This window comes from Sphingomonas sp. SDUR79 (assembly GCF_056821745.1).
In genome coordinates this window covers 947219-961318 of the sequence record NZ_JBPDIN010000001.1, presented here as the reverse complement: position 1 = coordinate 961318, position 14100 = coordinate 947219, and the positions used below count along the sequence as shown (strand labels likewise).

Annotated in this window: 10 protein-coding genes; 4 read left to right on the top strand and 6 right to left on the bottom strand. The window is 66.9% G+C overall.

Features of this window, described 5'->3' with window-relative positions:
- Positions 1 to 66 precede the first annotated feature (66 nt).
- The 5 genes from ACRYLO_RS04590 to ACRYLO_RS04570 form a co-directional block, all read right to left on the bottom strand.
- Positions 67 to 1587 (bottom strand): tannase/feruloyl esterase family alpha/beta hydrolase, encoded by a 1521-nt coding sequence (locus ACRYLO_RS04590; protein WP_482659085.1) that lies wholly within the window; start codon positions 1585 to 1587, stop codon positions 67 to 69.
- Complete coding sequence (locus ACRYLO_RS04585) at positions 1587 to 4220, bottom strand: TonB-dependent receptor plug domain-containing protein (protein ID WP_482659084.1); 2634 nt, start codon at positions 4218 to 4220, stop codon at positions 1587 to 1589. The genes ACRYLO_RS04590 and ACRYLO_RS04585 overlap by 1 nt, the downstream gene beginning before the upstream one ends.
- Before the next feature lie 64 nt (positions 4221 to 4284).
- On the bottom strand, positions 4285 to 5331 hold the full coding sequence (locus ACRYLO_RS04580) for a hypothetical protein (RefSeq protein ID WP_482659083.1): 1047 nt from the start codon (positions 5329 to 5331) through the stop codon (positions 4285 to 4287).
- Positions 5328 to 6449 carry a CapA family protein gene (locus ACRYLO_RS04575; RefSeq protein ID WP_482659082.1) on the bottom strand — a complete coding sequence of 374 codons (1122 nt, stop codon included), beginning with the start codon at positions 6447 to 6449 and terminating at the stop codon, positions 5328 to 5330. The genes ACRYLO_RS04580 and ACRYLO_RS04575 overlap by 4 nt, the downstream gene beginning before the upstream one ends.
- Positions 6446 to 7501, bottom strand: coding sequence for a cytochrome P450 (locus ACRYLO_RS04570; RefSeq protein WP_482659081.1), 1056 nt, complete (start codon positions 7499 to 7501; stop codon positions 6446 to 6448). The genes ACRYLO_RS04575 and ACRYLO_RS04570 overlap by 4 nt, the downstream gene beginning before the upstream one ends.
- A gap of 202 nt (positions 7502 to 7703) precedes the next feature.
- On the opposite strand from ACRYLO_RS04570, the gene ACRYLO_RS04565 reads away from it, so the two are divergent.
- Together ACRYLO_RS04565 and ACRYLO_RS04560 are read left to right on the top strand one after the other, a co-directional pair.
- On the top strand, positions 7704 to 8696 hold the full coding sequence (locus ACRYLO_RS04565; RefSeq protein WP_482659080.1) for a LacI family DNA-binding transcriptional regulator: 993 nt from the start codon (positions 7704 to 7706) through the stop codon (positions 8694 to 8696).
- Between the two features lie 63 nt (positions 8697 to 8759).
- Positions 8760 to 9740, top strand: a complete 981-nt coding sequence (locus ACRYLO_RS04560; protein WP_482659079.1) for an alpha/beta hydrolase — start codon at positions 8760 to 8762, stop codon at positions 9738 to 9740.
- A gap of 165 nt (positions 9741 to 9905) precedes the next feature.
- Here the strand turns inward: ACRYLO_RS04560 and ACRYLO_RS04555 are convergent, their stop codons facing one another.
- Positions 9906 to 11153: an alpha/beta hydrolase gene (locus ACRYLO_RS04555; RefSeq protein ID WP_482659078.1), complete on the bottom strand. Its 1248-nt coding sequence runs from the start codon at positions 11151 to 11153 to the stop codon at positions 9906 to 9908.
- 58 nt (positions 11154 to 11211) lie between these two features.
- Between ACRYLO_RS04555 and ACRYLO_RS04550 the strand changes: the two genes are divergently transcribed.
- Both ACRYLO_RS04550 and ACRYLO_RS04545 read left to right on the top strand, forming a co-directional pair.
- Positions 11212 to 12600 carry an MmgE/PrpD family protein gene (locus tag ACRYLO_RS04550; protein ID WP_482659077.1) on the top strand — a complete coding sequence of 463 codons (1389 nt, stop codon included), beginning with the start codon at positions 11212 to 11214 and terminating at the stop codon, positions 12598 to 12600.
- A gap of 33 nt (positions 12601 to 12633) precedes the next feature.
- Positions 12634 to 14058: an aldehyde dehydrogenase gene (locus ACRYLO_RS04545; protein WP_482659076.1), complete on the top strand. Its 1425-nt coding sequence runs from the start codon at positions 12634 to 12636 to the stop codon at positions 14056 to 14058.
- Positions 14059 to 14100 lie beyond the last annotated feature (42 nt).

Sequence of the window (14100 nt, the reverse complement as noted above, 5' to 3'; positions counted from 1 at the left end):
GCGGAAACATGTCAAGAATGGCTTGGACGTCTGAAGCAGGCGCAGCTCCGAGGGGGGCTTTAGGAGCTAAAACCCCACCAATGTCTTTCGACCCATATATTTGACCAGCGCCGGATCGATCACGCAGCGATAGGAGGACGCCGCTTCGACCGCCCCCTTCCCGTCCCAGCGTGCCGCTTGTGGGTAAGAGCAGAGCGTCCGGGTGAACGCCTCCTTCCCGTCCACCACCTTCGTCGCGGTCAGGCGTGCGGGCACATGCCCCTTCTCCACCCAGTGGATCAGCGACCAGAGCACGTCGCGCGACGGATCGCCCGGCCAGCTCTGCTGCCCCGACGCGCCGAATTGGTCGGCGCCGGGGCCGCGGGCGCAGTGATACATGCCGGGGGCCATGAACAGGCGGACGCTGTCGTCGAGCGTGGCGAGGCCGCCATTGGCGCGGGCGAGTGCAGCGTAATAGTCGATCGTCGGCCCGGCATTGGTCGAGGGGTCGGCCCAGCCCTGATAGAGGATGGCCTTGCCACCCGCCTTGATGAAGGGCGCAATTGCGACCTTGTCGGCGCGCAGTTCGGGCATCCGCTGGTTGGCGGCCAGCAGGTCGCGGCTGCGCTGGAAGCTGTCCTCGTCCCAATTGGCGTCGTCATAGACGCCGTCGGCCCACATCGCGCGCAGCAGCGGCGATGGCGGCCCGGGGCGCGTGCGGACGCCCGCGAACAGGCCGCCGTCCATTGCCCTGCCCGCTTCGTCGCGCATCGGCGCGCGGATCAGGTCGAGCATCTTTAGCTTGGGCGCGGTCAGGCAGCCTTCAGTCTGGCCGGACTTGCATAGTAACGTCGCGGTCTTGAACTTGCACGCGAGCGGGTTGGCGATGATGCCGTCCTTGACGCCATCCTGCGCATCGCAGGCGGCGGTCGCCTTGCTTTCGTACAGCGCCCAGTCGGCATCGCTCAGCGCGCCCGCGGGGGTCCATTTCTGCTGCAGCGCGAACCACAGCATCCGCACCGATTGCAGCGGCATATATGGCCCCGGCGCGCCGGCGATCACGCCGTCATAGTCGCCGGGATAATTCTGCATCTGCTTGAGCGCCTGACGCCCGCCGCCCGAGCAGCCGGTGAAGTAGCTTTTGTTCACCGGGCGGCCGTAAAATCTGGCGACGAGCGCCTTGGCCGCGACGGCGGTCAAATGGACCGCGCGATGTTCGTAATCGACGCGCGCCTTGGGGTCGGCCATCCAGCGTGCCTGGGTGGATTTATGCCCGCTGTCGGTGGTGACCGTGGCAAAGCCCTCGCCCACCCGGCGGCTCATGTCTGTATAGTTGTAGACGCCCGCGTCGCCGCCGACCCCCGCGCCGAGCAGGCGGCCGTTCCACGTTGCAGGGAGCCAGAGTTCGAAGCCGATATTGCCCTCGATCACCCCTTCGACCCGGCACAGCGGTACGCTGACCGGGCCGCCGCGATAAAAGCTGGTGGTCTGCGGCGTCCAGCTGGGCGCGGGGGTGATCGCTGTCGCCGCGGTGACGGTCACCCCGCCCGGGTGCGCGCCCGTAAGGGACGCGCACCCGGCCAGGGCTGCGGCGAGCAGCGCCGGCATCAGAACTTCACGTTCGCCGTAATTGCAAACATGCGCGGGATCGGGTTCGACGCCTGCGGGTCGAAGCCGTTGGTGGTGTCGACAAAGGGCGGATCCTCGTCGAACAGGTTACGCACGTCGAGCGACAGGTTGATCCGGTCGGTGAAGTCATAGCCGACCAGCAGGTCGAACGTGTCGTAATTGCTGACCTCACGGAACACGGTCGAGGTGGTGTTGGTGTAGCCATTGAGGTGGTTCCAGGTCAGCCGCGACTTGAACCCGCCGACCTTGGCGCCGATGTCGGCCTGGGTGCGGAACTTCTGCGTGAAGCCGATCGTGTCGAGCACGTCCACCAGCCCCGCGCCGGGGACCGCTTCGAACAGATAGTCGAGGATATAGGTGCCCTGGATCCCCGCATCGAGATCGACCCCGCCCCAGTTCCAGCGATAGGCGGCGGTGAAATCGAGCCCGCGGAACAGCGAGGTGCCGAGATTCTGGCGGCGGCCATCGGCGATGAACGTCACCAGCGACTGGTTGATCGCGGCGTTGATCGGCAGACCCGAATTGACCAGCGCGCTGATCTGCGTCGGGGTCGGGTTGAACTGCACGAACTGGCTGTAGATCGGATTGGTGAGCAGGCCGGGCGTGCCGCGCAGCGCTTGAATCTGGTCGGTATAGTCGATCCGGAAATAGTTGAGCGAAGCGGTGAAGCCGGGCAGCGCGACCGGCGCAACATCGACGCCGAACGACCAGGTGGTCGCCTGTTCGGGCTTCAGGTTCGGATTGCCGCCGGCGATGCCGATGCCGATCTGGTTGCCGCTGGGACCGGGCAGCGTGTCGAAATACAGGCCGGCGCCACCGCCGACGGTCGATACCTCGGTAAAGGTCGGCGCGCGGAACGAGGTGCCATATGTGCCCTTGAGCACCAGCCCGGTCCAGGGCGAATAGGTCACGCCAATCTTGGGATTGGTGGTGCTTCCGAAGTCGCTGTAATTCTCATGCCGCAGCGCGAGGCTGAGGTTGAGGCGCTCGAGGCCCGGCGCGGCATTGTCGGCACCGACGATCGGCACGAACAGTTCGGCAAAGACCGCGTCGACATTGCGGCTGCCATCGCTGGCGGTGCGGACCTGCGTCGCCGCCTGTCCGGTGAGCAGCGAGGTATAGGTATATTCGACGCGATGCTCCGCGCCGAGCGCGATGCGGACATTGCCGCCGGGGATGGCGAACAGCGATCCGTCCATCTGCGCGTTGATCACCTCGAGCTTGGTCTTGCCTTCGATCACGAAGTAGTTGTCGGTGATGCGCGCGAGCGTCGCCGGGTTGTTGGGCCCACCGAACACGTTGAGCGCGGTCGCCGGGTTGGTATCGGCGAGCGCGGCGTTGAGCGCGCCTGCATTGATGCCCGAACGGCGGCGGTCGGCGACCTCTTCCGAGCGGCCCTGTGCATAGTAGACGGTGCCCTGGAAGTCGCCGAACAGATCGGCCTCGACCCCGGCCGATGCGTTCCAGGTGCTCGCCCAATAGGGGTTGGGCAGCGCGCCGGTCGCGCCGAGGAAGGTCGTCTGCACCGTCACCGACGTCGCACCGGGGACCGGGGAGACGAAGAAGGGGTTGCTGCTCGGCACCGTCGCGTTGGCGGTGGGGTTGAACAGCAACGTGCCGCTGCGCCGCGAATAGAAGCCGTCGGCGAAGATGCGGATGCCATCGGTGATCTCCTGGCTCACCGCTGCGACGCCGCTCCAGCGTTCCTGATCGGGGATGACCTGCGCGATGTCGCGGAATTCGCAGAGGTTGCGGGTTCCGGCGACAAGGCTGCCGACATTGGCGCTCGTCACGCCGCCGGTGGGGATGGCGTAGTTGACGCCGCCCGCGACGATGGTGCCGGGCGCGCAGTTGGTGCCGCGCAGGTCGCGGCCGCCCCGGCTGCGATTATCGGAGGTGTAGAAGTCGAGCTCCGACCCGAACAGATTGTTGTTCTTGGCGTATTCGCCCGCGGCCATGATCCAGCCGGTATCCCATTTGTGCCCGAGCAGTATGGCGGCTTGCGCCTCGTAATAGTCTGCTTCGGTAATGCCGTAGCGCCCGCGCACCTCGATCCCCGAGAAATCCTTGCGCAGGATCAGGTTGACCACGCCGGCAACCGCATCCGAACCGTAAACTGCGGAGGTGCCGTCGGCGACGACCTCGATCCGGCCGAGTGCGATCGAGGGGATGGCGGACGGATCGGTGAACTGCCCCTGCGTGCCCTGCGGGGGCAAGCGCTTGCCGTCATAGAGCAGCAAGGTCGCGTTGGTGGAGAGGCCGCGCAGGTTGATGCCCGCGCCGCGCGTGGCATTGGCCGCGCCGTTCTGGGCGTTGCCGCCCGCGCGGTTCGCGCCCAGCGACACGACCTGCGGTACCCGGCGCAGGATGTCGTTGGTCGAGGTGACCGGTTCTTCCATGATCTGGTCGGCGTCGATCGCGATGACTGCGGAGCCGACCGGATCGATACCACGGATGCGGCTGCCGGTGACGACGATGTCCTGTTCGGCGGCTTGCGCTTCGGTGGCCGGGGCCTCCTCCTGCGCAAGGGCCGGCGTGGCGATGGCGAGCGCGAGCGCGCCCAATGCGCTGCGACCCAACAGGGTCGACGGGCGGCAAATGGTGTTGGTCATTTCATTCCCCTCCTTATGTTCAGCCCGCCTGTCTCTGCGGGTCGAATGAACGCGATGGTTTGTTTCAGGTGGTTTCCGCACGCGCCGCCCGGGCGGGCCGGTCGGCGTAACGCGGGGCAAGCGAAAGCAACACGATGGCGGCGATCAGGATGCCGGCGCCGATCAGTTCTGCGGGGCGCGGATGCGGCAGACCCCAGACCCAGGCGAGGATCAGCGCACCGCCGACCCCGGCGACCAGGCTCGCCGCGCGTTCGAGCGGGACGCAATAGGCGTTCTCGCGCGGGTCGAGCAGGATGATGATCGCAAAGACCGAGACGATGGTAAGCGTGATACCGATGCCCAGCAGCGGCCAGATCACCGGATCGGTCCACACCGAGATAAAGCCCCAGCCAAGCGCGCCTGACTGGCTGCCGATGCCCGAGGCCGAGATCGCCGCGAGGATCGCCACCGAGAGCGGCAGCGCGAAGATCTTTTCCTCGACGAAATATTGGCGGACGCTGGCGGGATCGCCGCTCTTCGACACCTTGGTCATCACGATCAGGCGGACGAAGTAGCCGATCGTGTAGAGCACCACGGTCAGGATCGCGAGCGGCGGGAGGTATAGCCCGCCACGGTCCTTGAGCGTGATGATCATCGCGATCAGCACCATCACCAGCGCGGTCCAGCTCCACCAGCGCACGCGGCGGCCAAAGATCAGGTCGACGATCGGGGCGATCAGCAGGATGTCGCCGCGCATCAGCAGCTGAATGAACGGGATGCTGACGCCTTCAAAGGTGAAGGACAATGGCACGGTGAACAGCACCAGCGCGGTGCCGAGGCCGGAGTACATGGTATATTTCGTCGGCACCGGGATGCGGCGACCCAGGATCATCACGCCATGCGCGTCCTTGTGCCAGCCCGACCACCAGATGAAGAGATAGGTCAGCACCAGGCTGATGATCAGCGAGGCGGGCAGCGTCTCAAGGCCCGTCAGCGGACGGCCGAGGCCAGGATGAACCGTGCTCGTCACCAATTTCGTGATGATGACGTTGGGCAGGTAGGCGATCAGGTACAGGAAGACATAGCCTTCGAGCGGAAAGCCGGATGCGGTTGCGGGTTTGCCGTCGCTCATGCCGCGGCTTCCAGGATGACCATTTCACTCTCCACACGATAGCGGGCGTTGAGCCCTGCTTCGGCGGTCACGGCCGCCATGTAATCGACGATTTCGGCGTGGCGGTCGCTGTCCGGCGCGACGAAGCGCGGGATCGCGTCGCGGTCGATGTACAGCGGCAGAAAGCCCGAGCGGACGATGCGCCCCCCCTCGATCTCGAACCGCGCGACCAGCGACAGGCGCGATGCCTTGGGGAAATTGTACAGGCTGTCGAAATCCGGCTCCCATTCTTCGGCAAGCACGCGGATTTCGTTGAAGCTTTTCGACGCGGCATGGACCGGGTCCATGCGCAGGTCGGTCGCGAAATTGCACAGCGAGTAGAAGACTGGCGCGCCGTCAATGACTTCGCAGCCTTTCAGGATGTGCGGATGCCCTCCCAGGATCGCGTCGGCCCCGGCAGCAACCGCCGCGCGCGCGACGTCGCGCTGATAGTCGGCGATGCTCGCGCGGACGAAATGGATGCCCCAGTGGAGCGAGACGAAGACGAGGTCCGCGTCCGCCTTGGCCGCGCGAATGTCCGCCTCCAGCGCGGCGAGATCCTCGCGGTGCGGGAAGGTGTGGATGCGCGCGGGCGTGCCCGGCTGGTCATGTTCGATCTGTTCGTACAGCGTGTGCGCGCGCATCGGGGCGCAACCGGGGCGGTGCTCCTCCGCCCAATAGCTGTGCGGCAGGATCGTGCAGTAAGCGAGGATCGCGACGCGGGTGCCGTCGCCGAGCGTGATCATCACCGGCTTGCGCGCTTCGGCGATATTGGCGCCGGCACCGACGACCTTCAGCCCGACGCGCTCGAGATTGGCCTTCGTCTCGAAGAACGCGTCATTGCCCCAATCGAGCACATGGTTGCCCGCCATCGAGATGACGTCGAACCCGGCCCGGGCGAGTGCGTCGGCGCCATCGGGCCGGGCCAGTACGGCGTGGCGCGCCTGGGGCAGGCGAACGCCCTTTTCCGCGAAACTCGTTTCAAGCTGGGCGAAAGCGATGTCGGCGGCGTGCAGCACGTCGCGGGTCGCGACATAGCTTTCGTCATAATCGTCGCGATCGGGGGCGAGGTCGCCCGCCGCGAGGAAGACATGGATCATGCGGCGCGCTCGAACGCGATCGGCACGCTGAGCGCACCAATTTCGGGGAAGCGTGTCGGCCTGGGCTCTCCGGTCAGGGTGAAGCCCGGCGCGGCGGCGAGCAATTCCGCGACCGCAACATTGAGCTCAAGCGTCGCCAGCGCGGCACCGACGCATGAATGCGTGCCGCGCCCGAAGGCCAGCGAATCCTTCATGTTCGGACGGTCGATGCGGAACTGGTCGGCGTCCTCGAACACCTCTTCGTCGCGGTTGGCCGAGGCATAGACGAGCGCGATCGGCTCCCCGGCGGGAATTGTGCGCCCGCGGATCGTGACATCGGTGACGGCGGTGCGCGCAAAGCCGCGATAGGGGGTGTAGAGGCGCAGAAATTCCTCGACCGCCGCAGGAACCAGCGCGGGGTCAGCACGCAGCTTTGCCTGCAACGCCTGATCGCGGCCAAGATGCACCGCGATCGAGCCGATCATCACGCTGGGCGCGATGATGCCGACCACCAGCACCTGGCGGATCGTGCCGACGATCATCTCTTCGGGAAGCGGTTCGCCATCGACACGGGTGGCGAGCAGCGCACTCGTCACATCCTCATCGACCGGAAGCGGGTTCGCCTTGCGATCGGCGACGATGGCGCGCGCCATGTCGTAGAGCAGCAGGCTCGATTCCTTGGTCGCGTCCATGTCGGCCGACTGGACCGCGATATTGTAGCGCTGGCCGACGCGGGTCAGTTCTGCGACCGCATCCGGCGTCAGGTTCATCCAATGCGCGAACACCGCGATCGGCATGTGCGCGGAATAGTCAGCGACGACATCGCCCCCACCCTTCGCCACCATGGTATTGAGCAAATCCCGACAAATTCGCCGCACGACCGGCTCCAGCCTCGCGACCTTGCGCTCGGTCAGCAGGGGCGCGATCGCGCGGCGATAGGGGGTGTGCTCGGGTGGATCGAGGTGAAGCGGTGGACGGCGGCCGGTAAAGGCGACCTTGGGCACAACATTCTGTTTGGAGGTGATGAAGGTCTGCCAATCGGTCGCGGCGGCCGCGACATCGGCGTGTTTCATCAAGGCCCAAAAGCCACCCCATGCGTCGCTATGCGCAACGGGGCACCGGGCGCGAAGCTCGGCATACTCCCCGTTTGCGCTGTCGAACGTCTCCGGCAGAAGCGGATCGAAGTCATGCGTCATAACAATATCGCTATGACACAATGCAAGCGCTTGCAAGCGCTTTTGCACATTTTCATATCGGCGGTGTATGACGGTCGCCATGGCAGCGCGAAATCCCCGACTGGACGATGTGGCGGCGATGGCGGGCGTGTCCGCCGCAACCGTATCCCGTTATCTCAACAGCCCCGAAGTGGTCGCCGCCGCGACCGGCGCGCGCATCCGCGAGGCCATTGAAAAGACGGGCTATGTCCAGAACCTTGCCGCCACCGCGCTGGCGGGCAGCCGCAGCCGGTTGATCGCGGCGTTGGTGCCCGACATTGCCCAATCGATCTTCAACGACACCGTCGAAGCGATGATCGACGAGCTGTCGAGCGACGGGAACAGCGTGATGCTCGCGCTGACCGGGGCGGACAATCACCGCCTGACGCGTGAGATCAACATGGCGCTGGGGCGACGTGTGGACGCGATCATCCTGACCGGCATCGTTTCCGACGAAGAGATGCGCCAGCGGCTGCGATCCGCCGGGACGACGGTGATCGAGACCTGGGGGCTGCCCGACGATCCGATCGACGTTGCGGTCGGCTTTTCCCACCGCGCGGCGGGCGAGGAAATGGCGCGCTTCCTGCGCCAGCGCGGCTATCGTCGCCCGCACCTGGTCGTCCCGCGATCGACCCGGTCGGAGCGGCGGGCCGATGGGTTCGCGACCCGCTGGGTGCATGATGGCGGGCCGGAGCCGACGCGGCTGGAGGTCAATGTGCCGAGCCATTTCGGTCAGGGGCGACTGGCCTATCGCGGCTTAAGCGACTTGGATGAGCAACCCGATGTGGTGGTGTGCGGATCGGACTGGATCGCGCAGGGCCTGATCGTCGAGGCGCAGGCGGCGGGGATTCGCGTGCCCGACCAGATCGCCGTCACCGGCTTTGGCAATCTGCGCCTCGCCGGCGACATGCGGCCGACGATCACCTCGATGGACGTCGATGGTGCCCGCATCGCGCGGGAGGTGATGCGGGTGCTGCGCGCGCGTGCAGCCGGGAAAGAGATCGAGACGCGGATCGATGTCGGCTTTCGCGTGATTGCCCGTGAGAGCGCATGAAAGGGCTTGCATCGCCGCATCGCTGAGTTAGTTTTCCCACATAACAACCGTGGGAGAGTGACGATGCGGATCGGGATGATGGCGCTTGGACTGGCGCTGATGGCTGGCACCGCGCTGGCGCAGACTGCTCCGCAGCCCGACCCCGAAGCGGCCCGCCGCATGGCCGAGATGCGCGCCGCCGATGCCAAGCGCCCCGATTCGACCGGCACCGGCCCCTTTGCCGCGATCAAGGAGGCCGACCCCGGCCTGCCCGATCATACCGTCTATCGCCCCGCCGATTTGTCGAAGCTGGGCGGTAAGAAGCTGGGCGTTGTTGTCTGGGGCAATGGCGGGTGCGCCGCCGATGGGGCGAGCGCACGGCATCACCTCGCGCAGATTGCGTCCTATGGCTATCTGGTGGTCGCGCCGGGCAGGATTTACAGCGGCCCCGGCGCCCTGCCCCGCACCGCTAATGCAGAAGCGCGCGGTCCCGATCCTGCGACGGGCCGCCTGCCCCAGCCGCCGACGACGTCGGCGGACGTGCTCAAGGGGCTGGATTGGGCGCTGGCCGAGAATGGCCGCGAGGGGAGCCGCTACAAGGGGTTGATCGACCCGGCGCAAGTCGCGGTCGCCGGGCATAGCTGTGGCGGGTTGCAGGCGATCGCGGCGGGCGCGGACAAGCGGATCAAGACCGTGCTGGTGCATAACAGCGGCGTGTTCAACGATGGCAAGCAGGCGATCACGGGCATGACCGTGGACAAGGCGATGCTGAAGGCGCTGCACACCCCGACCCTCTATGTGCTCGGCGGAAAGGGCGATGTTGCCTGGCCCAACGGCACGGATGATTATGCGCGGATCACGCATGTCCCGGTTGCGCTGGTCGATGGCGATGTCGGCCATGGCGGGACGTTCCGCGAGGATAATGGTGGCGATGTCGGCCGCTTTGCGGTCGCGTGGCTCAACTGGCAGCTGCGCGGCGATGCCGAGGCGGGGAAGCTGTTCAAGGGCGCGGATTGCGGGCTGTGCAAGGACCCCAAGTGGAAGATCGAGCGCAAGGGGATTTGAGAAGGCAGATAATCCTCCCCCGCCAGGGGGAGGTGGCGCCGAAGGCGTCGGAGGGGGAGGACGGCGATGCGCTGGCGATGACGCGTATCCCGTGAGGGCTCCCCTTCCTCCCCCTCCGTCACGCTGCGCGTGCCACCTCCCCCTGGCGGGGGAGGATCATTTAGTTCAGCGACACTTCCCCCCGCGCCAGCACGGGCGCAGCATCGGGGCGGGCTGGTGCGGGACGAAGGCGGCGGGGGTCTGCGGCCATTTGCCGGTGGCGATGCGCGCGTCGAGATAGCGGATCGTCGCCAGCACCGTGGCGGTGTCGAAGGTGCAATGACCCGCAGCGTTGACGTACAGGCTCTTCACATCGCCGCGCGCCGCTCGGGCATAGCCGCGCTGCATCGCCGGGGCAGTGAGGCCGTCGCCGATCGTCTGCACCGCGACCAGCGGCACCAGCGGGCGCGCGTTGGGCGTGTAGTTGGCGCGCATATAGGCGACCGCCTTTGGCTCGGCCGCGATGCGCTTGCCCGCGTTGAGCGTGGCGAGATCGGCGTCGAGCTTTAGCCCCGCGTCGCGATACAGTGCCTCCACCATCGCGCGGCGGCCCGAGCGGGCGAGCTGCGCGCGATAGTCGATTCCGGTGTTCCAGCTGAAAATGCCGCCCGCGCGCGCCTCCTGATCGGTGCGGGGGAGGTAGACGCCCATCACGAAGGATTTGGCGATCTCTGCGGCTTGCGCGGCGTAGTCGGTGGCGGCGGGCTGAGGCTTGTCGCGGCTGGTCCAGTCGGGGATGCCCGCGAGCACTCCAGCGAGCGCGATGCGGGCGCGGCCATGTGGGGTCTTGGCCGCCTCGGCCAGCGCATCGGCGACCCGCTTGCCATTGACGCGGTCGTCGTCGATTCCGGTGACGCGGATGCCCGCATCAGGCGCGATCAGCGTGCGGAAGGCATAGGCGCCGTCGAGCGCCATGTTCATCATGCCGAGCGAGCCGCCGATCGACGCGCACATCGGCGCGGCACCGTCGATGCCGCTGCCCTTTGCCTCGGCCAGCGCGGTGCTGACGAGGCCGCCCATCGAGCTGCCCCAGGCGATGACGCGCTTGGGCTTGCCATGTCTGGCGGCGAAGGCAGCGAGGGTCGCGCGCTGCGCCGGGACCGCTTGTTCGAGCGCCCAGCCGCCGCTGCCATAGTCCGACCCGGCGATGGCGTAGCCGGCGTCGAGCAGCGCCTGACGGTGCTGTTTGGGGGCGGGGTCGGGGTTGCCGGCACTGGGGGAATAGCCGCGGCTGTAGAGCAGCAAGGTGCCGTTCCAGTTGGCGGGAACCTCCGCCGCCCAGCGGGCCCCGCCGGGCAGGGTCTGTTCCTGTCGCGCCGCCCCCGGCAGCGTCATCGCCAGCATCGTCACCGCCGCAATCGCGCCCGTCCGCATCGCTCTCTCCCGTTTTTGCTTGCGTTTCCGATAAAGCCGATGAAAGCGTTTGCATAGAATGTTTTGCGATAAAGCTATTTCGGCGGCGATTGCGGCGCATTTCGCGGGGCTCACGCTGGCCGCGCTGCCCGATGCGACGGGGCATGCGACGCGGCGGGCGCTGCTGGATGCGGTCGGGGTGACGCTCGGCGCGACCGGATTGGGCGAGGATGCGGCGCCCTATCGCCGCCATGCCGAAGCGGTCCCCGGCCCATCGCGGCTAATCGGATTTTCGGGATCGAGCACCCCGGCGCTGGCGGCGCTCGCCAATGGCGCGCTCGCGCATCAGCTTGATTTCGGAGACACGTTCGACGCGGGGCCGGCGCATCCCAATGCGGCGCTGGTCCCTGCTCTGCTGGCGCTCGCCGATGCCCGGCCCGAGTTGACGTTCGGCGAACTTCTCGTGTCGATGGCAGCGGGGAGCGATCTGGCCTGCCGCCTGTCGATCGCCGCGCCGCGACCCTATGAAGAGGGCGGCTGGTATCCCCCACCTTTGGTCAATCTGATCGCCACGGCGGCGGCGTGCGCGCGGTTCATCGGGCTGGACGCCGACGGTATCCGGCATGTGATGGGCTTGGCGCTGCTGCAGGGCAGTTTCCCGAGCGCGATCAAATATGATGCGAGCTCGCCGATCCGGGGCGTGCGCGAGGGACTCGTGGCGCGTGCGGCGGTAGAGGCGGCGTTGCTGGCCGAGGCCGGGGCCACCGCCTTTGCGGAGCCGCTGGAGGGGCGTGCGGGGTTCTTCGCGATCTATGGCGGCGGAGCGCCGCGCGACGCGCTGCTTGACGGGTTGGGCGCGACGTTTCTGGGCGATCAGGTCAGCTTCAAGCCATGGCCCGCGTGCCGGGGGACGCATCCCTATATCGAGGCGGCGCTGGCGTTGCGCGACCGGATCGATCCGGCGCAGGTGGTGGGAATCGAGGCCGAGACCGGGCCGATCCAGGAAATGCTGATCCGCCCGCAGCCGGTGAAAGCCGAACCGACCCGCGCGATCGAGGCCAAATTCTCGATCCCCTATACCGTCGCCGTAGCGCTGATCGACGGGGCGGTGAGGCTCGACAGCTTCACCGCCGCGCGGATCGCCGATCCGGTAACGCGGACGTTGGCGCACAAAGTGGTCGAGCGGCGCAACCCCGATTGGGGCCGGGGCCAAGCGGCGAGCGGATCGCTGACGGTGACGCTGGCGGATGGCGCAGTGCTGCACCAGCGCGTGATGCAGGCCGCCGGGCATCCCGACCGGCCGATGGACGACGAGTCGCTGATCGCCAAGTTTGTCGATTGCGCCGCCCATGCCGCATCGCCGATGGATGCCGCTGCAGCCGGTTCACTGGCCAGCCAAATCCTGTCATTTTCGGCGGGCGCGGCGGCGCGCAATCTGTGCGATCCCCCTTGCACCATACCCCGTTAGGTTATAATGCATAACAATATAGAGGAGAGGTTCATGGCTACAATCGCACCGCCGGCTCCCGGCGTTACCTTTACCCGTGTGAACCCGGTCACCGGCGCCGTCGCGACCGAAGCGAAGGCGTTCAGCGTCGCCGATGCCGATGCCGCCGTCGAAGCCGCCGCCGCGGCCTTCCCCGCCTGGTCGGCGCTGGGTCCCAATGCCCGCCGCGCCGCACTGACCAAGGCGGCCGATGCACTTGCAGCGAAAGCCGAGCAGTTCGTCGATGCGATGATGGGCGAGATCGGCGCGACCGAAGGTTGGGCGCGCTTCAACCTGATGCTGGCGGTCGGCATGGTGCGTGAGGCCGCAGCGCTGACCACCCAGATAGGCGGCGAAGTGATCCCGTCGGACAAGCCGGGCTGCATCGCGATGGCGCTGCGCGAGCCAGTCGGCGTGATGCTGGGCATCGCGCCGTGGAATGCGCCGATCATCCTGGGCGTGCGCGCGGTCGCGGTGCCGCTGGCGTGCGGCAATACCGTGGTGCTCAAGGCGAGCGAGCAATGCCCGCGCACCCATAGCCTGATCGCCGAAGCCTTTGACGAGGCGCTGCCCAAGGGCGCCGTGACCATCGTTACCAATGCGCCGCAGGATGCTGGCGAGATCGTCGGCGCGCTGATCGACAACCCGCATGTGCGCCGTATCAACTTCACCGGTTCGACCGCGGTCGGCCGCATCATCGCCAAGCGCGCGGCGGAGCATCTGAAGCCCGTGCTGCTCGAACTCGGCGGCAAGGCGCCGCTGATCGTGCTGGAGGACGCGGACCTCGACGAGGCGGTCAAGGCTGCGGCGTTCGGTGCGTTCATGAACCAGGGCCAGATCTGCATGTCGACCGAGCGGATCATCGTCGTCGACAGCGTCGCCGATGCGTTCGTCGAGAAGTTCGCGGCGAAGGTCGGGACGATGGCGGTCGGCGACCCGCGCGAGGGCAAGACCCCGCTCGGCGCGGTGGTCGACCAAAAGACCGTCGATCACTGCAAATCGCTGATCGCCGACGCGGTGTCGCACGGCGCGGTGCAGGTCAATGGCGGCGACGCCAATGGCGTGCTGATGCCCGCGCATGTCATCGACAAGGTGACGCCGGACATGAAGCTGTTCCGCGACGAGAGCTTTGGCCCGGTCGTCGGCGTGATCCGCGCGCGTGACGAGGCGCATGCGATCGAACTGGCCAACGACACCGAATATGGCCTGTCGGCTTCGGTATTTACCCGCGACACCGCGCGCGGGCTGAAGGTCGCGAAGCAGATCAAGTCGGGCATCTGCCACGTCAACGGCCCGACCGTGCATGACGAGGCGCAGATGCCGTTCGGCGGGGTCAAGGCGTCGGGCTATGGCAAGTTTGGCGGGCGCGCGGGCATCGACAGCTTTACCGAGCTGCGGTGGGTCACGATCGAGACCGAACCGGGCCATTATCCGATTTAATTCAAGGAACTTCGTCATTCCCGCGCAGGCGGGAACCCATTC